Genomic DNA, 20,205 nt, shown 5'->3' with positions numbered 1-20,205 from the left:
GTCGCGTCAGCGGCGCGGTGCGGGACCCTCGCGTCGCGCCCAGGCCGCGGCCTCGTGGAGCAGTCCCGGTGTCGCGGCCGTCACCAGATGGCGGCGCTGGAAGATCCCGTCCCCGAACCGGCCGGGCGCCCGGTGGAGCGTGGCGACGGCGGCTCCCGCGGCGTTCGCGATCAGGAGGCCGGCGCTGTGGTCCCACGACTCGGTGCCGCTGCGGGAGAGGTCCATCGACACATGGAAGCCTCCGCTCGCCACGGCGCACAGATCCAGGGCGCTGGACCCCAGGTTGCGCACCGTCGTGCAGGGCACCGGCCGGGCCGGATAGCCCGAGTAGAGCACCCTGGCTGCGGCCAGCGATTCGACGGGCGCCACGGCGAGGCGTCGCCGGCCCGTTCCGTCGAGCGCCCAGGCGCCGCCGTCCCGGATGCCGAGAACGGATTCGCCGGTGGCGAGGTTGCGTACCAGCCCGATGGCCGGCCGGCCGTCCGCGATCAGGCAGGCGCTGAAGGCGTACCAGGGCACGCCCAGGCGGAAGTTGTACGATCCGTCGAGCGGATCCACGATCACGGCGTGCCGGCCCGCCCTCGGGGGAACGGTGGTGCCGCTTTCCTCGCTGTGGACGACCATGCCACGGCCTGCCAGCAGGGGCACCACGGCCGCGTCGATGCCTTCGTCGGCCAAGACGTCGTCGCGCGGGCCCTGGACGGCGGAAGAACGTATGACGTCCAGGGCCGCGTCCGCCGCCTCGATCAGGGTCTCGACGAGTTTCCGGGTCGTGTCCGAACTCATGGTCTTCCTCACGGAGTGTTCAGGAGGTCGCGCAGGCGAGTCAGCGGCCCGTGGGCGGGCCGGCCCGCGGACCTGGCCCAGGTGACGTCGCTCATGGCGCGGACCAGCCGCTGGGCCGTCACCGACTCCGCATGGGCGTCGGCGCCGTATCCGCGGAGCAGGTCAGGGGTGTGGTCGACGTCGTCGAGGGTCAGGACGGCGATGTCCCACATGGGGTCGGCGACGCGCACGTCGGCCCAGTCGATGAAGCGGACACCGGCACGATCGTGGAAGACGTGCTCACGCTTCAGGTCGCCGTGAACGACTGTCCGGCTGCGGGGGAGCGTCTCAAGACGCTCCCGTAGCCGGCTGGCCGCGCGGGCCGGCAGTGCACCCCAGGAGACGAGCAGCCGGGCTTGGGCGGAGGCGAAGTCGGTGAGGCTCGGAGGGGCGCCGAGGGCCGGTACGGTTTCGGGGCCGAGCGACACGAGCGCCCGGTGCAGGATCCGCACGCGCGCCCCCAGCACTTGGCGGCCGACGGCTTCGTCCCCACCCGGTGGAGCCGGGAGGCCGGCCGGGTCCGGTCCGACGGCTTCGGTCTGGAGGAACGCCGTGCCGTCGGGCAGGAGCCCGTGCCGTTCGACTGCCGGAACCAGATGAGCGGCCGGTCCTTCGGCGAGGTGGGTGAGCACGGCCCCCTCGCGAGCACTGCGTTCGGGCCGTACGTCGAACTTGATGACCGACGGGCTGCCGTCGCCGTCGGTGACGCGTACCACGCACCGCCCCGGTCGGTCCTGCAGCAGACGGTATGCGCGCCGGCCGGTGATCCGGTGTACGGCCTCGGCCAGTTCACGCATTCAGAGCTCGTAACCGAAACGGGCGGCGGTTTCGCGCACCTGCCGCGTCCTGAAGGAGACCGCCAGCGACGCCGTGTACCACTCTCCCCACTCTCCAATTTTGCCGCGCCTCATGATGCGTGCCGTCGAATCGTGCGCCCGTATGTTCTCGTGGGCCTGCATGGCCTGGAAGGAGCTGCGGCGGGCCGCGTCCGCGAGGCGCGCCGGGTCGCTCGCGATGCCCAGGGACGACAGCACCGTCCGCACGGCCTGCACGGGGTCGCGTTTGACGTCCTCGAAGCGCAGCGTGGGGACCGGCCCACCGGGCAGGTCCGCCCAGCGGCGGTTGAACTCCGCCCAGTCCAGGGCGGGCGTCAGGCCGCCGGCCGCGGGACGGCCCAGGAACTCCTCGAAGCTGCCGTGTTCACCGCTCTCGGAGAAACCCTGACGCCAGCGGTAGTACGAGTGCACGGCATCGCGCGGATCTCGAACCAGCAGGACGGCGGCGCGCAGGGGGCCGCCGCCGAACTCTTCCGGATAGCGGTGCGTCTTGACGAAGACGGGGCTGGTCGCGCCGTCGGGCTGCGCCACGTCCCCGCGCCCGCCGCGACCCGCGCGGTCCCGTAGTTCCGAGGCCGCCAGTCGGCTGCGGTAGGCGACCCTCTCCTCGGCCGGGGTCACGCTCCCGTCTTCATGCACCACCTCGGTATAGGGGTCGAGGTAGTCGAAGCCGGCCTCCAGCAGGATGTTGCCGACCAGCGCTGCTCCCGAGCCGGGGTAGCCGGCCACGACGACGGCGCCTTCCCGCAGCCGGGCCACGTTCGCGGCGTGCAGTGCGAGGGGATTCAGAGCGTCGGTTTCGCGCATGTCTCAGCCCTCTTCCCGACGGGCGGCCCATTTGGCCAGCCGCGCCATCGCCTCGTCGAGCACGGACTCGGGCAGGCAGGGGCTCAGCCGGACCAGACCGGGGCCGCCGGCCACGCACAGCAGTCCCGGGTAGGTCGACACGCCCGTCTCGCTGATCAGACGCCGGTAGGTGCGGTAGCTGGGCTCGTTGCCGAACCGGGCGAGCAGGTTGATGGAGTATTCGGGCACCAGCACGGGCACTCCCATGGAGTCGAGCGCGTCGACCGCATGGCGCCGACAACGCAGGACCCGCTCGGTCATCTCCTCGGTGGCCCGCAGGTAGTCCGCGAACCCTGCCTCAAGCGTCGCGGTGTTCAGCCCGTAGTCGTCCGAGAGACGCCCGAGCACGGCCGGGACGTCCATGGCGCCGCCGAGCCGGGCGGCTTCGAAGAGTCCCAGCATTTCGATCAGCAGGTAGAACAGTGAGGGCGGGCCGCCGTAGGTGGTGGACGCCTGGCCGTAGAACTCGTCGATGACGTCGGGAGAGGCGACCAGCCAGCCCGCCTTCAGGCCCGGAGCTCCCCAGCGCTTGGAGACGCTGCGGATGGATATGACGTTGTCGGCCATACGCGCGGGCGTCAGGGGCACCTCCGGGCCGAAAGCGTCGTGGCACTCGTCCAGGACGATGTAGCAGTCCGGGGGCGCCGCCTCGATCAGCTCGGCCAGCCGCTCCTCGGGTACGCGCAGTCCCGAAGGGTTCGTGACGGTCTGCAGGAGGATCATCCGGGCGCCGCCGCGGGCCCGCTCGATGAGCGCGGTGATGTCGGTGCCGCCGTAAACGATCGGGGTCTCGACGCAGTGCACCGGCATCCGGCGGGCCATCGCCGCCATCAGCGGCGGGTAGTTGGGGACGGCGCACAGGGCCGGCCTGGTGTCGTGCGGCCGAGCTCCGGCCAGGAGGTCGACGATCGAGTCCAGCGCGGCGGTACCGCCCAGGGTGACCGCGATCCGGTCGGCGCCGACGGTCAGCCGGCCGCCGAAGCGTACGGTCTCCAGGACGGCCAGCGCCTCACGCGCCGAGGCCCGGCCCAACGAGTCGGAGTATCCGTACCAGTTGCGGTCCAGTGCGTACCGGATGCAGTCCTTGAGCGAGGCGGGCAGACCGAAGACGGTCTCGTCGAAGGAGCCGCTGGACAGGATGATGGGCTCCTGGCCGGCCCAGTAGCCGTAGAGGTCGTCGCGGAAGTAGAAGTCGAACACCGACTTCACCAGGTGAGGCAGAGCGGGCTGTTCGAGAAGCTCGCGTGAGGACAGGGTGCGCCGCCGCCGCGAGGACACCCAGGCGTCCCGTGCCGCGTCACGTCCGACGGGTGGCACGGTCGCCTCCTGTTGCCCCACGAAGAGTTCCAGGAGTCGGCCTGTGTCGGCCGGGTCGGGGGCGCGCTCGAAGACGGAGCGCAGCTCGTCCACCGGGGCGTGGCCGTCGGTCCCGCCGAGCGGTGCGGCGACGGCGGGCGCGGTCCGCGGTCGGCCTGCCTGCGATGGGGTGCTCCGGGGGGCGGGCAGGTGGGCGAACAAGCCGCGCGCCGGCCTCTCGGTCTGCCAGGGTCCCGTTCTCACCGAATGGACCTCGTTTCTCGGTCGGTCTGCGGGGTGGGGTGCCTGTTCGCGTGGGTGACGATGCGCAGGCGCTGAAGGTGCCGACCGGTGGCCTGGGTGCTGCTGCGGGTACGGCCGTGAAATGCGCGGTGGTTGTCGAGCAGGACCAACAGTCCCGGCTGCCACGGCACCGCCGACACCGTCTCGGTGTGGTGGACGGCGGCGCACAGGGCCGTCACCGCCGCCCGGACCTCCTGGGCGGTGACGCCGGGATCCGCGTCGAGGACGAGGGGGTGCGGTCCGGGGTCGCGGAAGGAGAACACCGTGCGGCCCTCCTCAACACGGGCCAGCGGGTGCCGGGCACCGCGGTAGCGCAGCCGGGTGAGCGTGGTGAGGTCCGCTGGATCGAGCCGGTCGGCCACGCGGTCGAAGGGGATGACGATGGTTTGGGCGTCGGCGGGGGAGGCCGCGGCGAACAGGCACTGGAAGAGGAGATACCGGGGCTGGCGGGTGAGCGGGCGAGCGCTGCTCTCACTGTGGACGAGCAACCAGCCGGCTGCGAAAGGCTGTTGGTCGATGTCGGGCGTGTCCGGTGTGTCCGTCACCAGATTGAGGATGCGGCCGGCGGTGACCCGTTGCCGGACCGCGGGCGCGGTCTCGAACACGGGATCGCCCAGCGCCTCCCCCAGGGTGAGGAACTCCTCGGGCCGCAGCGGGCTGTCCAGTCGCACCGCGGCCACGCCGTCCGCCGAGGCGGCGGGAACCAGCTCCGCGAGCGCCTGTGCGGGGCTGGTGCGCCGGGGCACGGAGGGAAATGGGTAGCGGTGCCCCGGGGCCAGGACCCGGGAACGGGCGGCCGCCAGCTCCGGGCTGTCCAGGATGACGACGTGCTCGGTCATGCCGCCCCTCCCGGAACGTGGCCATCGGTCTCCAGGGCATCGAGCGCGGCGACCACGGGGCGGCCGAGCGCCAGATCGTAGACATGGTCGAATTCGAACCACGGGTGGCGCAGGGGAACGGTGGCCACGGGCAGCCGTCCGGCGCGCACGACACGGGCCAACAGGTCCGTCATATGGGCCGCCGCGGGCTCCGTCGCGAGGACGCGGCGCACCTCCCGCCAGCCCTCTGGCGTGAAGCGCAGCAGCCCGACGTACTGGCCGGTGACGTCCTCCAGCCGGGAGGGCCTGCCGCCGATCTCGGTCAGTCGGCCGCCGCTGTCCACTGCGAAGGTCTCGGCGTCCGCCAGGGGATCGGTGAAGCGTCTCTCCCACAGCGTGCGCCACCGCGGGTCGTACGCCACCGCGATCGGGGCGTCGAGTGCGGCCAGCGCCGAGGCGTCCGCCGCCGCGTAGACGATGTCACCGTAGCTGACGAGCGTCGTGTCACAGGTCAGCCATGCCTCCGCCCGGACGAGGGTGTCCACCATGGTCGTGTCGGCCCACCGGGGGTTGTGCCAGCGAGTCAGCGGGAGGTGGGCGAACCCTTCGGCCCGCCAGCCCGTGATCACTCCGACGGAGCGCGCGCCCGCGCGGCGCAGTGCGGTGACCTGCCGGTCCAGCAACGTCCGGCCGTCCACCTCGATCAGGCACTTGGGGCGGTCGTCGGTGAACGGGGCCAGCCGAGAGCCACGGCCCGCGGCCAGTATCACGGCTTTCACGCGACACCCCCGAACACCGAGCGGAACAGGGCCAAGTCAGCCTTATCGGGACGCTGCTCGCGTTCGGGGTGCCACATGATGCCGTGCACCGGGGCGGTTCGCGCGCGCAGCCCCTCCACCACGTCGCCGCGGCGGGCGGTCACCGCGAGGGGTTCGGGAAGCTCCACGGCCGCCCACCGGTGGTAGCAGGTCACCGTGCGGACGCTCTGGCCCTCGTGTACGTCGTGCCGGGCGGCGACGTGTCCGTTCACCTGGTGCAGTGCGGCGCCGAAGTGGTCCGCGACGACCTGCATGCCCCGGCACACCCCGAGCAGCGGCTGCCCGGTTCGCAGGCACCGGGTGAGCAGGGCGCGTTCGGTGGCGTCCCGCTCGGGCGCGTCGCCGCCGTAGCGGCCCAGGTCCTCGCCGCCCGACAGCACGATCCCGGCCAACGGCACGGACTCCACGAGTGCCGCAGCCATACCGGGGTCGTTGGGCAGCGGAACCGCGGCCAGACCGCAGTGGGCCAGGAAGGCCGGCCAACGGACGTCCAGCGCGGTCCTGCGCTCGCCGAACCGGTCCGGTCCGGTCAGACGCTGGGTGATGCCGACGTTGATCACGACCGCGCCTCCGTTCGCGCGCCGACAGCGCTCATGACAGCACCTCCACCATCCGGTTGGCGCAGTCGAGATCGAGGACCTCGGCTCGACGCCACAGCGCGAACTTCCGCTCCCCGACGCCCATGACCGCCGGGATGCCCAGTTCCTGGGCACGGATCGCCATGTGCGAGTTCATGCCGCCGTAGGCGGTCACCAGCGCGCGGATGCCACGGGCGAAGAGCCAGTCGTAGCCGGGATCGGCGCTGGCGACGAAGGCGATGGCGCCCTCCGGAGCGGCGCCGCGCTCGATGTCCGCGACGGGTGCCTGGACCCGAAGCTGTGTCACGAAGTTCGGCACCATATCGGGCAGTTCGAAACCCCACGCGTCCTCGGGGGAGAGCAGCAGCGGCGGCAGGAGCACCGAGCGGGTGCCGGCGTGACGCCCGCGGCCGCGTTCCACGGCCCGCTCCAGGGCCGCCCGGTCGGAGGCGTCGCCGCGCAGCGCGGTGAGCGTGTCGATCTCCATATAGGAGATGTCCTCGTCCGTGAATCCATGGCTGTGGCCGGTGCGGCGCGCCGTCACCAGCACGTCGCTCAGCACCCGGGTGAACTCGAACTTCGCCCGCTCACGCTCCTTGACGGACTCGCCGATGAAGTGCAGGAGTTCGTCGGCCGTGCAGGTGAAGCCCGCTTCGCGGAGCAGCTCGGTGATGTCGCGGCGCTGTGCCGCCGATGGGCGGAAAGCCTCCGCCCCGGCCGGGGGCGACGCCCCCCGGGCCCAGTCGAAGTAGAGGTCGGGGGCCTCGTCGTACCGGGGCGAAAGAATGTCGTACGTGCCGGGACGCAGATGACCGTAGCGTTCGAGGAAGACGGCCCGGTCCAGGGTGGCGAAGTCCTCGGTGATGGCGCTCGCGACGGTGCGCAGACCGCCCAGCACCGCGGCCCGGTCGGGCTGGGAAAGCACTCCGGCGGCGACTAGGCCGTCCAGGAGCTGCACTCCCACGAAGCCCGCGCGGGCCAGGCCCGCGAACGGCAGCGCGCCGTACTCCACGCAGGCCGTCAGGGCGGCCCTGATGCCGTCGCGGGCGGTGGGCAGCAGCTCCAGCCGGCGCACGTCCCGCCGCCAGGCCCCGTCGGGGGCCAGCAGCCGATTGGTCAGCGTCACCAGGCTCTGCCGGACGAGGGCGCGGTCGGCGGCCTGGAATCCGTGATCCGCCAGTTCCGCCAACCGCCTGCGCAGATCGAAGCTGTTGCAGGACAGGACGATCGTGAACTCGACCTTGTCGTGCAGGTGGAGATTGTCGGCGAGCCGGGCGGTGTAGTGGTCCACCAGGCGTCCGGCGAGCCGGTCGGGCAGGGCCGCGGGCACGAACGACGAGAAGCTGGCGCGGATGTCGACGTAGGGAATGCCGGCGAACTCGGCGAGCAGCGGGACGCCGGTCAGATCCCGGTAGCCGTACGCCGCCCGCGAGCGCGCCCAGGTGCGGTCGGTGATCAGCCTGCGGTACAGGGACAGGGCGAGGGGCCGTGGGCGGACCCCGATGATCTCCGCCGGGTTCCAGTCCGGCATGACGCCGTACAGGGGCCGGCTGCCCAGTACCTTCCCGGCGTCCGCGGCACTGTGCGCCCAGCGGTCGGCCACGGCGCCGAGCAGCGCGCTGTGGGCTCGCGCCCCGACCTCGCTCGGCTGGACCACCAGAGGCCGCGCCTGGAGGAGCACCGCGTCGCCGTCGGTCGTGACGGCGAACTCCACCTCGACACGGTCGTGGCCGGTCAGGGTCACCACTTCGTCCACCAGCGCCAGTACGCCTTCGAGACCCGCCACCGGCGGCCTGGCGATACCGGCCCGCACGGCTTCGACGGCTCCGTACCAGGTGCGTACGCCGTCACCGCGACCGCTGGTCACCGCGTCGGTCTCACCGCCGTCGAGCCAAGTGAGGACCCGGTAGGGGGCGCCGCTGCTGGGGTCGCAGGAGCAGGCCACCCCACTGGCCACGACGTTCGTCAGCTGCGGCTGGACGAGGACCTGATGGTCGCCGTCCGGTCCGTCGTACGAGGCGATGACCGTCTCCACCGCACGTTCCAGGGTGACCCTGCCCACGACGCCGAGAGAGGTGTGGAACCGTCCGGCCTGGGAGGCCAGCAAGGAGTCCTCGCCCCGGGCGCTGCTGCGCACAGCGAGTGGTGCGGCGGCCCAGGGCGACCGCAGGATGCGGCCGAGCACACCGGCGCGGTCCTCGGACCAGTCGCGGACCGTGAAGTGGACGGCGGGCAGCACCTTGCCGCTCGCCAGCAGCGGGTCGAGTGCCTTCAGCGTTTCGGCCTTGGTGCCGAAACGCACTTGGGTGGCGGTCACGGCCGGTCCGCCTTCGACAGCACCTGCGCCGTCCAGCCGCGCGTCACATACGGGATGTCCATGCGGACCGCCCCGCCGGCGCGCACCAGACGGCCGATGGCGTCCACCACGGCGTCGAAGTCGTCGCCCGCCTGCCGGGCGAGGGTCGCGTGCGACCGCCACGCCGCGCACCAGGTCTCGACGTCCACTTCGTGCACCACCTGGTGCTCCAGGGCGTGTACCTGGCCGAAGAGCCCGCTGGCGTCGATGACGGTGCTCTGGTCGGCCCGTCGGCTGCCGTAGGAGTAGCCGGGCACCCGCTCGACGATCAGCTCCTCGATCGCCGACTGCAGGGGGTCCGTCACGTCCCGGTGGTTCCACACGCACGCGAACCAGCCGCCGTCTGTGAGGATGCGTGCCGTCTCCGGCAGGGTGAGCGAGGGGTCGGCGACGTTGAACGAGGAGCCGAAGGTGACCAGCCGGTAGCGGCCCGAGGCACGGCCTGTGCACTCGGCAGTGCCGTCGAACCATCGCACTGAGGGGTGCGCGGCGGTGCGGCCGACGCCGAGCGCACGCATCTCGGCGTTGGGTTCGACCGCGTCGACGCGCAGTTCTCGCTCCAGCAGGGGCAGGGTGAGGTGGCCGGAGCCCGCGCCGATGTCGCAGGCGAGGTCCTCCGAGGCGGCGCCGGTGAGGCGCAGGATGGCGTCGACGGCCTCCGGCGCGTAGTCCGGACGGTCCGCGTAGGCCGGAGCCAGTCTCGTATAATCCCAGTTCGTCGTGGTCACAGCAGTTTCCTTCGCTGGAGAGTGTGCAGGACGGTGGCTGCCGCCCGGTCGGGTGTGGTGTCCCCCGAGTTGTCGATGACGAGGTCGGGCGCATCGGGGAACTCGGCGGCTTGGCCGACCCCCGCGAGGCCGCCCGATGCCCGTCGGTAAAGGCCTTTGGGATCCCGGCGTCGCAGCTCGGCCTCGGGAACCCGCAGCCACACCTCGACATAGCCGGGCAGGTGGGCGCGGTTCCAGCGGTGCACGTCGTGGAAGAGGGAGATCGTCGAGCACAGGACGGTGTGGCCCTGCTCGGCGAACTCCCGGGCGAGACGCCCGTATCCGGCGGCGAGCGCTCGCCGTTCCGGCGGGGTGTGGCCGAACTCCCCGGGGAGCGCGGCCCGGATGCGGTCACCGTCGAGGACGACCGGACGGACGCCGCGTTCCAGCAGCAGGTCGCGCAGGCGGGCGCCGACCGTGGACTTGCCCGTCCCTGACAGGCCCGTCAGCCAGACGACGGTTCCGTGTCGGTCCATGAGTGCTCCGTGGTTGCCTGAGAAACGATTTCGCTACGAGTGGACCGGCGCCCGGTGTCGCGCGGGGCCGGTGACCGGGGTGTGTGAAGCGTTCGCCGGCCGCCGGTGTGGTCACCGGGGCCCGCCGGGGCGGGTCAGGTGAGGTAGAGGGCTCCGGTGCGCCGCCCGCGGGTCTCCTGTCGCCGGAAGGTCAGGTAGGCGGCGGCGAACCAGCCGGCCGAGACCAGCAGGGCCAGCCCGGACTCGGTCAGGGTGATCCCCATGCGGCCGGCGCCGGCCAGCTCGCGCACGGCGGACAGCGTGTGCGTGAGCGGCAGCGGCCATGCCAGCACGCCCACCCACTGCGGCCAGAAGGACACCGGTACCTGGACGCCGCAGACCGCCATCATCAGCAGGTACGCGCTATTGGAGACGATGTTGCGCAGTCCCGGCAGATTGACCACCACCGCGGCCAGGAAGAGCCCGAAGCAGTAGGAACCCAGCGCGGTCAGCAGTACGAGCAGCACGACTGCCGGCGTCTTGCCGGCCTGCCAGTGGACGCCGAACGCCGGTCCCAGCGCGAACAGGGCCACGAGGGAGGTGCCGGCGCCGCTGAGCGGCCACTGAAGGCTCCGGCCGAAGAACACCCAGACAAGTCTCGCCGGGGAGGCGGACAGCAGGGACATGGTGCCGAGGAACCGTTCCCAGCTGGAGGAGGCCACGACCATCATGGACTCCACCACGCACGTCATCACGGCGTTGCCGAGCACCAAGTAGGTCAGGGCGCCGGGCCGGTCGAGCATGGTGGCGACCAGCGCGAAGAAGGTGACCTGGGCGAGCATCCGGCCGAGCCAGCCGAAGGTCCAGGTCTTCCAGGTGTAGACGGCGCGGAGATCGGCGAGCGCGTTGGCCGCGCTGTGCAGGACGATGTGTGCCGGGCCGGGCGGCCGCGGGAACGCCCGGGCGGTGGTCGGGTCGGTGGCCGGGGCGGTGGTCCGGTCGCTCATGTCCGTGCCAGCGTTCCGAGCATGCGGACATGTCGCAGGACTTGTTTCAGCAGAACCGCGCCGATCGCCGCGCCGGCCGCCCCGAGGACGGCCAGCGTCAGCAGCCGCAGGGCGACGTGGTGCACAGGCGGGTCGAGCAGGCTGTCGCGCAGCAGGTCGGCCGCCCAGGACAGGAAGACCACGGCGGACGCGGGCCGCAGCCAGGCCGGGAGGTGGGACACCGGTACCATCACGCCGCCCAGCAGGTAGAAGGGGTAGGTCAAGGTGTTCTGGATGGTTCGCGCGTTGGGTGCGAGCACGAACAGCGTCGACAGCACGCTCGCCGTACCGGCCGTGGCCAGACCGGCCGCCGACAGGGTGATCAGGAAGACGGCCCCGTGTGCCGGGACGATCCATCGTCCGAAGGCCGCCCCGGCCACCAGCCATGCCTCCGCGAAGGCCACGAGTCCCACGACGGTGACCGCGGACAGGCGGCTGATCACCAGTACCCACAGCGAGGCGGGCGCGGCGACCAGTCCCTCCAGCGTGCCCAGGATGCGTTCCTCGGTGATGATCTGACCGGCGAGGTTGAGCGCCATGGTCCACAGGGCCATCAGCGTGGGCGCCACGACGCCGTACGCCGCCAGGTCGCCGCGTCCGCCGTGCTCGGTGATGGCCAGCAGGATCAGGGTGTATAGAGGAGCGGTCACGCAGACCAGCGCGGTGTCGGGGGAGCGCCTGATCATCCGTAGCTGGAAGGCGAACCCCACACGGGCGATTCTCACCGGCTCACCGACATTCCCCGGTCCCCCATCACATGCAGGTAGGCCTCCTCAAGGCTCGGACGCCCGGTGTTGATCCGGGTGACGCCGGCCGCGACCAGCCGCCCCAGGACTCGCGCGGTGGCCGAGGCGCCGTCCGTCTCGATGCGCTGCGTGGCGTCGGCCAGCCGTACGGCCGAGATCACGCCCGGCGTGCCGGGCAGCTCCGCCCACAGGGAGTCGGGCACGCCGACCGCGTCGATCCGCTCGTGCCGGGAGACCAGGGAACCGATGGCATCGGGGGTGTCGGTGACCAGCAGGCTGCCGCGGTCGATCAGGCTCACCCGGTCGCAGACCGCGGTGGCCTCGGCCATGTCGTGGGTGGTGATCAGCAGGGTGCGGCGCTCGGCGCGCAGTTCGGCCACCAGGCTCCTGAAGTCCCGGGCGGCGACCGGGTCCATGCCCGCGGTCGGTTCGTCCAGGATCAGCACAGGCGATTCGGCGACCATTCCTCGGGTCAGGTGCAGGCGCTGCTTCATGCCGCGGGAGAACGTGTCGACTTGTTCCTCGGCGCGGTCCGCGAGACCGGTCCGTTCCAGCAGGGCGTCCACGCGCAGGCGCAGCGCCTTTCCGCGCAGACCGTACAGAGCCGCCCAGAAGTTCAAGTTCTGACGAGCCGTCAACTTTCCGTAGAGGCCCTTCTCCCCGCCGAAGACGATGCCGACCGAATGCTTCACCGCCATGGGATCGGCGGCCACGTCGTGGCCGAGGACCGTGGCGGTCCCGGAGGTGGGCAGCAGGATCGTGGAGAGGATCCGGCACAGGGTGGTCTTGCCCGCGCCGTTGGGGCCGAGCAGACCGCGGATCTCGCCCGGTTCGACGGTCAGGTCCAGGGCGTCGAGGGCCTGCACGGTACGGGCCGTGTCGCCCTTGCCGGTCCGATAGGAGCGGGTCAGTCCCCGTGTGACGACCGCGGCGGTCACGAATGTTCACCGTCCCATGCCGCCAGGGCGGCGGTCGCGGTGTCGTACGCGGTCCGCGCGACCACCTCGCCTCCCGTCAGCAGGTAGTCCGCGACCGGGGTGAGCAGCAGTTCGCCGGCGTCGCAGGGCACGATCCGCGCCGAGTCCCAGTCCCGTCGGGCCGGCGCCCGGCGCAGCAGGAGACCGTGCCGCGGCACGACCGGGGCCGCCCCGGCCTCACGCCGATCCAGCTCGCGGGCGATCTCCGGGCCCAGGGCACCGCGTACGGGCTCAAGTCGGCCGAGTGGGACGTACCTGGCGGCGAAGTCCAGCAGTCCGGCGGCCTCCGGCGCGAGCCGGTACTCCCCCACCGTCGCGGCTGTGGCCTCGGCGTCGAAGTCCGCCTCGGAGAGCATCAGGACGTCCACGGCGTCCCGATGGCGGAATTGGCGCTGGAGGCCCTCCTCGGCCAGTGCGATCAGGCTTTCCACCTCGTCCGGGGCGGAGAGCACCGGGCGCACCGGTACGGCCGCGAGGTCGCCCACCAGGGCGGCGGTGCACACCTCCACCTTGTACCAGGGGTCCACCAGCCGGTCCTCGGCCGGCCAGAACAGGGTAACCAGTGTGTGCCGCGGTTCTCCGAACACCGTGACGTCGATGTTCTCCACCTGGTTCGCGGCCACCAGATGGTCGACGGTCCGCCACAGCATGGTCTCGGTGCGGGCGATCAGGTCGAGGTCTCCCATCGGGCGCAGCAGGTCGCGCGGGTAGTGCTCGGCGAGCTGGAGGCCCTTGATCGTGCGCACCCCGGTCTCGGCCTTCAGCTCGGCGGCCAGTTCGGCGTACCGGCGTGCCCGGTTCTCGGCGCGGACCAGTTCGGCGCGGGCGTGCTCCCCCATCGCCGCGCCCTCCCGGGCAAGGGACGACAGGACCAGATAGGGCAGTTGGTAGTGGGTTCCCCTGGCGCGGAACAGCAGCTCGGCGGGGCCGGAGTCGGGGTCCACGTCAAGGAGGTCGTACAGCAGGTCTGTCTTCACGGCGTGAGCCTCCAGAAGGAGTGGTCGACGGCCCAGCCGGAGGCGAGCAGGCCGCGCAGGACACGCTCGCCCTGACCGGGGGCAAGAATTTCGTCGGGATGGTGCACCTGGCCGAGCAGCGGCTCCCCCGGGTCGAGCCGGCCGATCGCGGTGGCGAGCAGGGCGGTCGAGGCCGCCTTGCGGAGTTCGGCGGGCTCCACCAGTACGTCGTACAGCTCGGCGTACTCCTCCCCCGTGACCTCGTCGCGCCGGCGCCGGCGCAGCGTGAGATGGCCGACCGGGCGGCCGTCGTCCAAGGCCACGTAGGAGAGCCGTCCAGGGGTGTCCAGCACTTCCTCGGCGATGCGCCGCACCACAGCGGGGTCGCCCGACCGTCCACGTTCGTCGGCCGCCCTGACGAGTGCTTCGTAGATCCAGCCGAGCAGGACGCCGAGATGTTCCGGCCCAGCCGGCACCACGGTGACGCCGTCGCCGCTCACGGCCGGCGGCGGGCCGGTGCGCCGGACGTATGTCTGATGCCGATGCCAGGGCGCGGGCAGTTCGGCTTCCCCCTGGACGCGGACCACGATCAGATCGGTGCCGGAATGCTCGGACCGTACCCGTGCGGTCAGCCATTCCAGCGCCCCTACGGCCAGCAGTGCCGGGTCGCAGTACTCGACGTAGTACTGGAGCTCGCCGGTCGCCGGGTCGGCACCGCGGCCGGCCACGTAGGGAAGGCCCTCATGGCGGTGGAGCAGTCCGCACGCGTCGGCGTCGGCGAGGTACGCGGCCGGGAGCAGGGGGATCACCGGCATGGTCAGACCTCCGGAGAGACGGCTACGGTCAGTTGGCCGAGCACATGGGCCGCGGCCCGGCCCACTGCGTCGGGGGTGACCGTGTCCAGGGCGGCCAGTTCGCCGTCGAGCGACCAGGGGCGTGTTCCGGCGCAGGTGCGTTGCGCCATGCCGCGGACGAACTCGATGGGCTCCTCGTGCCCGACGATCAGTGAAAAGCGCGCCTGCCTGCGCGCGGCGTCGAAGTCTTCCGGGGCGAGCCCCTCCGCCGCCTGTTCCAGCACGGTTCGCACGGTGTCCACCACGGCGTCGCCGTTTCCGGGTTCCACGCCCACCAGGACCCGCCACGCACCGGTTTCGCGGTAACTGCGGTTCCACGCCTGGAACATGTAGGCAAGACCGCGCTCGCTGCGCAGGGTGCGGTAGAGCAGGGACGAAGGGCTGCCGCCGAGCAGGTGTGCCAGCAGTTCGAAGCTGTGCCGGTCGGGGTCGGCCAGGCCGGCGGAACGAGACCCGATCGCCGCCCAGGCGTACTTCCCGGGCCAGGTGACCGGCGCCGCCCTGTCCGCGGTCGGGGGAACGGGCCGCGCGGGAGCAGTGCAGTCGTGTGCCGGGGCGGGGGCGCCGGTGAAGGCCGCCGGGACGCGAGGTCCGGTCACGAAGACCGTCATCGGGGACGACCGGAAGAGTTCGCGGTGACCGGCTGTCACGGCGTCCAGTTCCAGCGCCTCCACTTCGGCGCAGCTTCCGCCCACCGGCCGCCCCAGCGGATGGCCGGCGAAGAGCAGGGAGAGGAAGCGGTCCTGTACCACGTCGCTGTCGTCGGCCTCCGCGGCCGCCAGCTCGCTGAGCACCACGCTCCGCTCCGACCGCAGCAGGTCGCCGTTCCAGGCCGGGGTGAGCACCGCCCGCAGCAGCTTGCGGCTGGTCTCGTCGGCGTCGTCGGCGTGCACACGTGCGTAGAACAGCATCTGTTCGAGGCCGGTCTCGGCGTTCGCGTACCCGCCGAGCCGTTCCACGTGTTCCGCGAAGGAGGTCCCGCCGTCCGTCGAAGCCGCCATGAGCAGGTGCTCAAGCAAGTGGGCCAGACCGCCTCGGCCGGCCGGGTCGTGACGGGCGCCGTAGCCGACCGCCAGGCAGATGGTGGTGGTCGTCAACCGCTCGTCGACGCAGGCGACGACCGGCGGTGTGCCTTCGAAAGCCATGCGGGTCCCCTCGTGTCCGGGGGCTCGCCGGGGCCGGTCGTCGTACGGACGACCGGCCCCGGCTGCCCTCATGCACTACTTCACTTCTTCTTGGCCGTCACCTTCTCGAGGCGCGGACGCATAGCAGCGGCGTGCTGACGCATGAAAAACACCTCCATTCAATATTCGTTATTTCTGGCCGGGCCATGTGATTGCCTGCCGGGATTAATTAGACGGAGGTTCCGGAGGCGAGTCAAGGAGAATTCTGCGTAACTCCCATCCAGCCCGGAAAATATGCAGAGTCGGCACCTGATCTCATCCAATCACCCCGAAAAGCATGGAGATGATGCCCGTACTCCGGAGAGGAGAACTGCACCGAGAAAGATGGAGTGGCGGTCAGCCGTGCGCGACGACCGCCTCCCTATGTCTCCCGGGGAGACGTGACAGACGCGCATTACCAATCGGCTTGCAGATCCTCCGCATTTCGATGGCGGCCGGATCAATTCACGAAATCCTCCGCAGTCATTCTCCGGAGAGCCCGGCCGCCCCGCTGTGTCTGCCGGAGACGCCTTCGCGCATGCCGCGGTCAGCCGCCCGGCGCCACGGCCACCCGCAGACCACGCCTCGTCAGCCGGTCCGCCAGCGCCTGCGCCTGCGGGCGGGCACCGGCGAAGACAGTCGCCGAACCTGCCTGGTCCACCCTCAGCACCGCCTCCAGCGTGCGTTCCGGGGGCAGCCGTGGATGCTCCTCGTACAGTGCCGATGCCGCGTAGTCGAGGGAATGCGCATCGTCCGACACCAGACTGACGCCCCACTCACCACGGCGCGTCGGCCAGGACCACAACCCGTCCCAGCCCACCTCCTCCAGCCTGGCCCACACGGTGCTTCCCAGGGCGTCGAAGTCGGCTTTCGCCAGGTCTCCCTCGACGCCGGGGACCAGATCGACGGGGGCCGAGGCCGGGATGCTCCCGGTGTCCCGGGACCACTGAGCGGGAGCACCGTGCTCCTCGGCCAGCCAGGCCAACTGGGCTGCGGCTTCCGCCGAGTCGGCCGCGGCGTGCAGGCAGTTCGCCAGGCCCGCGACGGCGTGCCGCTTGCGTACGACGCGTCGGATCCGCCGTCCATCGCCGAGGGCGTCCACGCCGCTCAGCACCATGATTCGAACCGGCCCGCTCGTCATGTACGACAGCAGCAGTGCCCTGGTCAGGGGATAGCGAACCTCGTCGAAGGAGGGGAACAGCGTCCTCGCGCGTTCGCGGGTGAGTCGCGTGTCCACCGTCCGGCACACCATCACAGCAGAGGACGCCAGCTCCTCCTCGATGTCGGCGAGCACCTCGGGGCGCCGCATGCCGTCGGGTTTGACCATCAGGAGGCTGTAGGGCACGAGGCGGCGTCCTTTCCGGAGGCAGAGCCGTGCCGGGCGTCGCCCAGCAGCCGGCGCAGGGAACGGGAGACGTCGGCAGGGTCGTCGGAGCACAGAAACGGGGCCGTGCTGCCCCGCAGCCGACCCGACAGCTGTCCGTCGGAGGACACTTCGCAGGAGACAGCGGCGCCGATATATTCGGCGAAACGGCTGCGCGCCACGACCGGGCGGTTGACACGGTCGTCGAGTGCCGTGCGCACACCACTGGCCACGAGTACGTCGTAGAGGTGTTCGGCCGAGGGCAACGCCGCGGTACCCGAGGGAACCAGGACCACCTCGAACGGACGCAACTCGGCGGGAAGGGCGAAGCCCAGCGAGTCCCTGTGCTGGTCGAAAACGGCGTACAGGACCCGGTTGGTGCACAGCGCATAGGTCGCCACGGAGGCGCCCGCGAGCGTGTTGTCGGACGAGCGGTAGTTCACGGCCGGCGGCAGGCCCACGCCGTAGTGGTAGCCGATCGCGAGGCTCAACGCCTTGCTCCGGCCGGTCAGCGAAGAGGCATCCGGAACGTTGGTGCTCCCTTCCGTCGAGGCGCAGAACAGCTCGACGTGAAGTGGGTCCTCGCGCCATGCGGCCGTAATGCGCAGCCCGAACCGGTCGAGCGTGCCGACGGTGGTCCGCACCAGGTCCTCCAGGGCATCAAGCACCCCGGCCGGTTCGGGGGTGAGGGCGAGACCGCCGAGGACACGGAACTGGCGCAGCCGCAGGATCGACCGGGTGTTCTTCATCTGACGGAAGATGTCCGCCAGATAGCTCACCCGGACGGGCAGATCGCGATGCGACAACGGCGCGTCGACGAGCGCGCCGGTCAGCAGCATCTCCGGACTGGTCATCAGGTGGTAGCCGCTCATCGTGTCGGACAAGAAGAGGACCTTGCCCAGGAATTGCTCTCCGACCTCCTGACCCGCCTCCAGGTCACTGTCCTTCATGATCGAGGGTATGTGGACCCGCGAGAATCCGGCTCGCTCGGCCCCGTCCGCGAGGGCTTGCTCTATCCGGTCGAGGATCTCCCTTCCCATCGCCGTGTAGGTCGGCAGCCCCGGAGAGCCGAGGTGAGCGAGCAGACCTCCACTGAGCAGAGCGGAGGTTCGCAGATGTCGGAAGCCCGACGGAACGTTAAGACCTGACTTGTGCAGCTGCGTCGAGAATCTCATGGGATCGCTTCTGTTCTCTGGGAGGGACCGAGCTCAGGCCGGACCGTTCCCCAGCCGACGGGCGCCCGGCGCAGGCCCGGCGCGCCGCTCGCGCCGGACATCCCCGCCCGGCGCATCAGCCGCTCGACGGTGCAGCGGGCCACCTCGACGCCCTGCTCGCGGAGCACGGTCCACACCCGTCGCGCACCGAACGTCTGGCCGCTCTCGTCATAAACCCGCCTGATCGCCACCAGCAGCTCGGTATCACGCCGTCCGCGGGCCGACAGCGGTCTCGACCGGGCCGCGTAATACGTCGACGCAGATATGTTCAGCGTCCTGCAGATGCGCTCGACTCCATAGAACTCCTTGTAATTCTCAATGAAAGGAATCACCTGCGCAGTGGGGGGTCGAGCTCCCGGACGAAAAAAAGGGAGGCCGCCTTGAGAATGTCGTTCTCCCGCTGCAGAGCGTCGATGCGGCTGTTCAGCACGGCAACCTCATCGCCGTTGGCCGACGGCGCCGACGTACCGGTGCCGGCTTGTGCCACCCAGGACGACAGAACGTGCGGGTCGAGTCCCAGCCGGTCGGCCACCGCGGCGACGGCGCCTGTGCTCCGTCCGGTCCGCTCCCGTACATCGGACACCATCCGGACCGCGCGCTCGCGCAGTGGCGTGGAGTGTTTGCCTTCTCTCACCGTGATCATCCTCCAGCTCGGGTGGGCGCTCCGCGCCTCGCTGACCGGGCGCCTCCCCAGACGCTATGGGGACTGGTTCAACGCGCGATCACCACACGTTCACCGGCGATCACCGTGCCGTGTCGGCGCCCCGTCGTCGAGCTCCTCGCCCACCTGCTCGCCGCCCACCGGTGCCGGGCGTGCACCCGGGGCGGCGGCGTCGGTCACGACCGCGGCGCCGGCGGTCGTGTTACGGGAGCGGCCCGGATGGAATCGGCCCGCCGGGTGTCCGGAGTCCTCGGTGGCCGCGCCACCGCGCGTCCTGCGAGACTTACTGCCGACGGCGGGCGATCACCGCACAAGAGCCTCATCCCTGGCGGATGGCGTACGGGTCGCCCGAAACCGACGCAGTCAGGCAACAGTAAGGCGGACCGGGTGTGATCCGGATAGTGGTGGTGGACGACGAGGCGCTGGTGCGGTCCGGCTTCAAGCTGATCCTGAACGCGTCCGACGATCTCCAGGTCGTGGCGACCGCGGACGGGGCGCACGCGGCCGAGGTGATCCGGCGCGAGGCCCCGGACGTCGTACTCCTCGACATCCGCATGCCCGACGTGGACGGCCTGACCGTCCTGCGCGAGGTCCAGACGCTGCCCAAGCCGCCGCACGTGGCCATGCTGACCACCTTCGACACCGACGAGTACATCCTGACGGCGCTCCGCTCGGGCGCCGCCGGCTTCCTGCTCAAGGACACCGAGCCCGAGCAACTGGCCCAGCTGGTGCGCACCCTGGCCGCGGGCGGAGTGGTGATGTCCCCGAAGGCGTCCCGCGCCCTGCTGCGCGCCCACCCCGGAGCAGGCGCGCCGCCGGACGCGGGTGCGGCCCGGGTGACCCTGCTCAGTGACCGGGAACGCGACGTGCTCGTCCTGATCGCGGAAGGGCTGTCCAACGCCGACATCGGTACCCGGGTCCACCTCAGCGCGGGCACCGTCAAGGACCACGTCAGCTCGATCCTCACCAAGCTCCGGGTTTCCAGCCGTGTCCAGGCGGCACTGCTCGCCGAGCGGGCCGGGCTGCTCGGCGGCAATACGGCACGGGGCACCGGGTGGTGAGCGTGGACAAGCCGCTGTGGCGGCGCGTACCGCCCCGGGCCTTCGGCACACGCCTCGGGCGACGCCATGGCGTCAGCGCCGCCGATACGCCCGGTCCCATCCGGCCTTGCGGACCGTCTCGACCAGCAGCACGGTATCTGTCCCGGTCAGCCCAGTTCGGGGATGATCCGTTCCCCGTACGCGTCGATCGTCGTCTCCTTCGCGTCGTGCATCGCGTACAGCGCGAACTGGTCGACGCCCAACTCCCGTAGCACGCGCAGTTTCTC

At 71.1% G+C, this 20,205-nt stretch carries 21 protein-coding genes and 1 pseudogene; 1 reads left to right on the top strand and 21 read right to left on the bottom strand.

The window, feature by feature from the left end; all coding sequences use genetic code 11:
- Window positions 1-6 precede the first annotated feature (6 nt).
- The 20 genes from AB0I49_RS37060 to AB0I49_RS36965 all read right to left on the bottom strand — a co-directional run bounded on the left by AB0I49_RS37060 (window position 7) and on the right by AB0I49_RS36965 (window position 18,860).
- Window positions 7-786, bottom strand: coding sequence for an inositol monophosphatase family protein (locus tag AB0I49_RS37060; RefSeq protein ID WP_363231627.1), 780 nt, complete (start codon window positions 784-786; stop codon window positions 7-9).
- A gap of 8 nt (window positions 787-794) precedes the next feature.
- The gene (locus AB0I49_RS37055; protein WP_363231626.1) at window positions 795-1,622 is read right to left on the bottom strand and encodes an aminoglycoside phosphotransferase family protein; all 828 of its coding nucleotides are present in this window, start codon (window positions 1,620-1,622) and stop codon (window positions 795-797) included.
- Window positions 1,623-2,468, bottom strand: coding sequence for a sulfotransferase domain-containing protein (locus tag AB0I49_RS37050; protein ID WP_363231625.1), 846 nt, complete (start codon window positions 2,466-2,468; stop codon window positions 1,623-1,625).
- Window positions 2,469-2,471: 3 nt separating this feature from the next.
- Entirely contained in the window at window positions 2,472-4,067 is a 1,596-nt protein-coding gene (locus AB0I49_RS37045) for a pyridoxal phosphate-dependent aminotransferase (protein ID WP_363231624.1), read from the bottom strand.
- Window positions 4,064-4,945: a TauD/TfdA family dioxygenase gene (locus AB0I49_RS37040; RefSeq protein WP_363231623.1), complete on the bottom strand. Its 882-nt coding sequence runs from the start codon at window positions 4,943-4,945 to the stop codon at window positions 4,064-4,066. The genes AB0I49_RS37045 and AB0I49_RS37040 overlap by 4 nt, the downstream gene beginning before the upstream one ends.
- Window positions 4,942-5,703: a phosphocholine cytidylyltransferase family protein gene (locus AB0I49_RS37035; RefSeq protein WP_363231622.1), complete on the bottom strand. Its 762-nt coding sequence runs from the start codon at window positions 5,701-5,703 to the stop codon at window positions 4,942-4,944. The genes AB0I49_RS37040 and AB0I49_RS37035 overlap by 4 nt, the downstream gene beginning before the upstream one ends.
- A complete protein-coding gene (locus AB0I49_RS37030; protein ID WP_363231621.1) occupies window positions 5,700-6,302 on the bottom strand; it encodes a gamma-glutamyl-gamma-aminobutyrate hydrolase family protein in 603 nt (200 codons plus the stop codon). Before AB0I49_RS37030 ends, AB0I49_RS37035 begins: the two co-directional genes overlap by 4 nt.
- Before the next feature lie 31 nt (window positions 6,303-6,333).
- Window positions 6,334-8,637, bottom strand: coding sequence for a PEP-utilizing enzyme (locus AB0I49_RS37025; protein WP_363231620.1), 2,304 nt, complete (start codon window positions 8,635-8,637; stop codon window positions 6,334-6,336).
- Window positions 8,634-9,404 (bottom strand): class I SAM-dependent methyltransferase, encoded by a 771-nt coding sequence (locus tag AB0I49_RS37020; protein WP_363231619.1) that lies wholly within the window; start codon window positions 9,402-9,404, stop codon window positions 8,634-8,636. Before AB0I49_RS37020 ends, AB0I49_RS37025 begins: the two co-directional genes overlap by 4 nt.
- Window positions 9,401-9,919, bottom strand: a complete 519-nt coding sequence (locus tag AB0I49_RS37015) for an adenylyl-sulfate kinase (RefSeq protein ID WP_363231618.1) — start codon at window positions 9,917-9,919, stop codon at window positions 9,401-9,403. The genes AB0I49_RS37020 and AB0I49_RS37015 overlap by 4 nt, the downstream gene beginning before the upstream one ends.
- 134 nt (window positions 9,920-10,053) lie before the next feature.
- A complete protein-coding gene (locus AB0I49_RS37010) occupies window positions 10,054-10,905 on the bottom strand; it encodes an ABC transporter permease (protein WP_363231617.1) in 852 nt (283 codons plus the stop codon).
- Window positions 10,902-11,654: an ABC transporter permease gene (locus AB0I49_RS37005; RefSeq protein WP_363231616.1), complete on the bottom strand. Its 753-nt coding sequence runs from the start codon at window positions 11,652-11,654 to the stop codon at window positions 10,902-10,904. Before AB0I49_RS37005 ends, AB0I49_RS37010 begins: the two co-directional genes overlap by 4 nt.
- An 11-nt stretch (window positions 11,655-11,665) precedes the next feature.
- Window positions 11,666-12,628, bottom strand: a complete 963-nt coding sequence (locus tag AB0I49_RS37000; RefSeq protein WP_363231615.1) for an ABC transporter ATP-binding protein — start codon at window positions 12,626-12,628, stop codon at window positions 11,666-11,668.
- Window positions 12,625-13,644: a hypothetical protein gene (locus AB0I49_RS36995; protein ID WP_363231614.1), complete on the bottom strand. Its 1,020-nt coding sequence runs from the start codon at window positions 13,642-13,644 to the stop codon at window positions 12,625-12,627. The genes AB0I49_RS37000 and AB0I49_RS36995 overlap by 4 nt, the downstream gene beginning before the upstream one ends.
- Window positions 13,641-14,438: a GNAT family N-acetyltransferase gene (locus AB0I49_RS36990; RefSeq protein WP_363231613.1), complete on the bottom strand. Its 798-nt coding sequence runs from the start codon at window positions 14,436-14,438 to the stop codon at window positions 13,641-13,643. Before AB0I49_RS36990 ends, AB0I49_RS36995 begins: the two co-directional genes overlap by 4 nt.
- Window positions 14,439-14,440: 2 nt before the next feature.
- Entirely contained in the window at window positions 14,441-15,622 is a 1,182-nt protein-coding gene (locus tag AB0I49_RS36985; RefSeq protein WP_363231612.1) for a pitrilysin family protein, read from the bottom strand.
- Between the two features lie 565 nt (window positions 15,623-16,187).
- Window positions 16,188-16,985 (bottom strand): nucleoside-diphosphate kinase, encoded by a 798-nt coding sequence (locus tag AB0I49_RS36980; RefSeq protein ID WP_363231611.1) that lies wholly within the window; start codon window positions 16,983-16,985, stop codon window positions 16,188-16,190.
- Window positions 16,967-17,953, bottom strand: coding sequence for a hypothetical protein (locus AB0I49_RS36975; RefSeq protein ID WP_363231610.1), 987 nt, complete (start codon window positions 17,951-17,953; stop codon window positions 16,967-16,969). Before AB0I49_RS36975 ends, AB0I49_RS36980 begins: the two co-directional genes overlap by 19 nt.
- Before the next feature lie 221 nt (window positions 17,954-18,174).
- On the bottom strand, window positions 18,175-18,549 hold the full coding sequence (locus AB0I49_RS36970) for an IS3 family transposase (RefSeq protein ID WP_363231609.1): 375 nt from the start codon (window positions 18,547-18,549) through the stop codon (window positions 18,175-18,177).
- The gene (locus AB0I49_RS36965; protein WP_363231608.1) at window positions 18,546-18,860 is read right to left on the bottom strand and encodes a transposase; all 315 of its coding nucleotides are present in this window, start codon (window positions 18,858-18,860) and stop codon (window positions 18,546-18,548) included. Before AB0I49_RS36965 ends, AB0I49_RS36970 begins: the two co-directional genes overlap by 4 nt.
- A gap of 419 nt (window positions 18,861-19,279) precedes the next feature.
- On the opposite strand from AB0I49_RS36965, the gene AB0I49_RS36960 reads away from it, so the two are divergent.
- Entirely contained in the window at window positions 19,280-19,939 is a 660-nt protein-coding gene (locus AB0I49_RS36960; RefSeq protein ID WP_363231633.1) for a response regulator transcription factor, read from the top strand.
- 146 nt (window positions 19,940-20,085) lie between these two features.
- On the opposite strand, the pseudogene AB0I49_RS36955 reads toward AB0I49_RS36960, so the two are convergent.
- Window positions 20,086-20,205 (bottom strand): annotated as a pseudogene (locus AB0I49_RS36955) (TIGR03842 family LLM class F420-dependent oxidoreductase); the annotation flags it as partial.

The sequence above is a fragment of the Streptomyces sp. NPDC050617 genome (assembly GCF_040654795.1).
In the GTDB taxonomy this organism is placed as follows: domain Bacteria; phylum Actinomycetota; class Actinomycetes; order Streptomycetales; family Streptomycetaceae; genus Streptomyces.
This window is presented reverse-complemented; position numbering and strand designations above follow the sequence as displayed.

Excerpts from the sequence above, each read along its gene's own strand:
- AB0I49_RS36965 (WP_363231608.1), bottom strand. The coding sequence starts at position 18,860 with ATGATCACGGTGAGAGAAGGCAAACACTCCACGCCACTGCGCGAGCGC.
- AB0I49_RS36990 (WP_363231613.1), bottom strand. The coding sequence starts at position 14,438 with ATGCCGGTGATCCCCCTGCTCCCGGCCGCGTACCTCGCCGACGCCGAC.
- AB0I49_RS36975 (WP_363231610.1), bottom strand. The coding sequence starts at position 17,953 with ATGAAGGACAGTGACCTGGAGGCGGGTCAGGAGGTCGGAGAGCAATTC.
- AB0I49_RS37040 (WP_363231623.1), bottom strand. The coding sequence starts at position 4,945 with ATGACCGAGCACGTCGTCATCCTGGACAGCCCGGAGCTGGCGGCCGCC.
- AB0I49_RS37050 (WP_363231625.1), bottom strand. The coding sequence starts at position 2,468 with ATGCGCGAAACCGACGCTCTGAATCCCCTCGCACTGCACGCCGCGAAC.
- AB0I49_RS37015 (WP_363231618.1), bottom strand. The coding sequence starts at position 9,919 with ATGGACCGACACGGAACCGTCGTCTGGCTGACGGGCCTGTCAGGGACG.
- AB0I49_RS37010 (WP_363231617.1), bottom strand. The coding sequence starts at position 10,905 with ATGAGCGACCGGACCACCGCCCCGGCCACCGACCCGACCACCGCCCGG.
- AB0I49_RS36985 (WP_363231612.1), bottom strand. The coding sequence starts at position 15,622 with ATGGCTTTCGAAGGCACACCGCCGGTCGTCGCCTGCGTCGACGAGCGG.
- AB0I49_RS37060 (WP_363231627.1), bottom strand. The coding sequence starts at position 786 with ATGAGTTCGGACACGACCCGGAAACTCGTCGAGACCCTGATCGAGGCG.
- AB0I49_RS37055 (WP_363231626.1), bottom strand. The coding sequence starts at position 1,622 with ATGCGTGAACTGGCCGAGGCCGTACACCGGATCACCGGCCGGCGCGCA.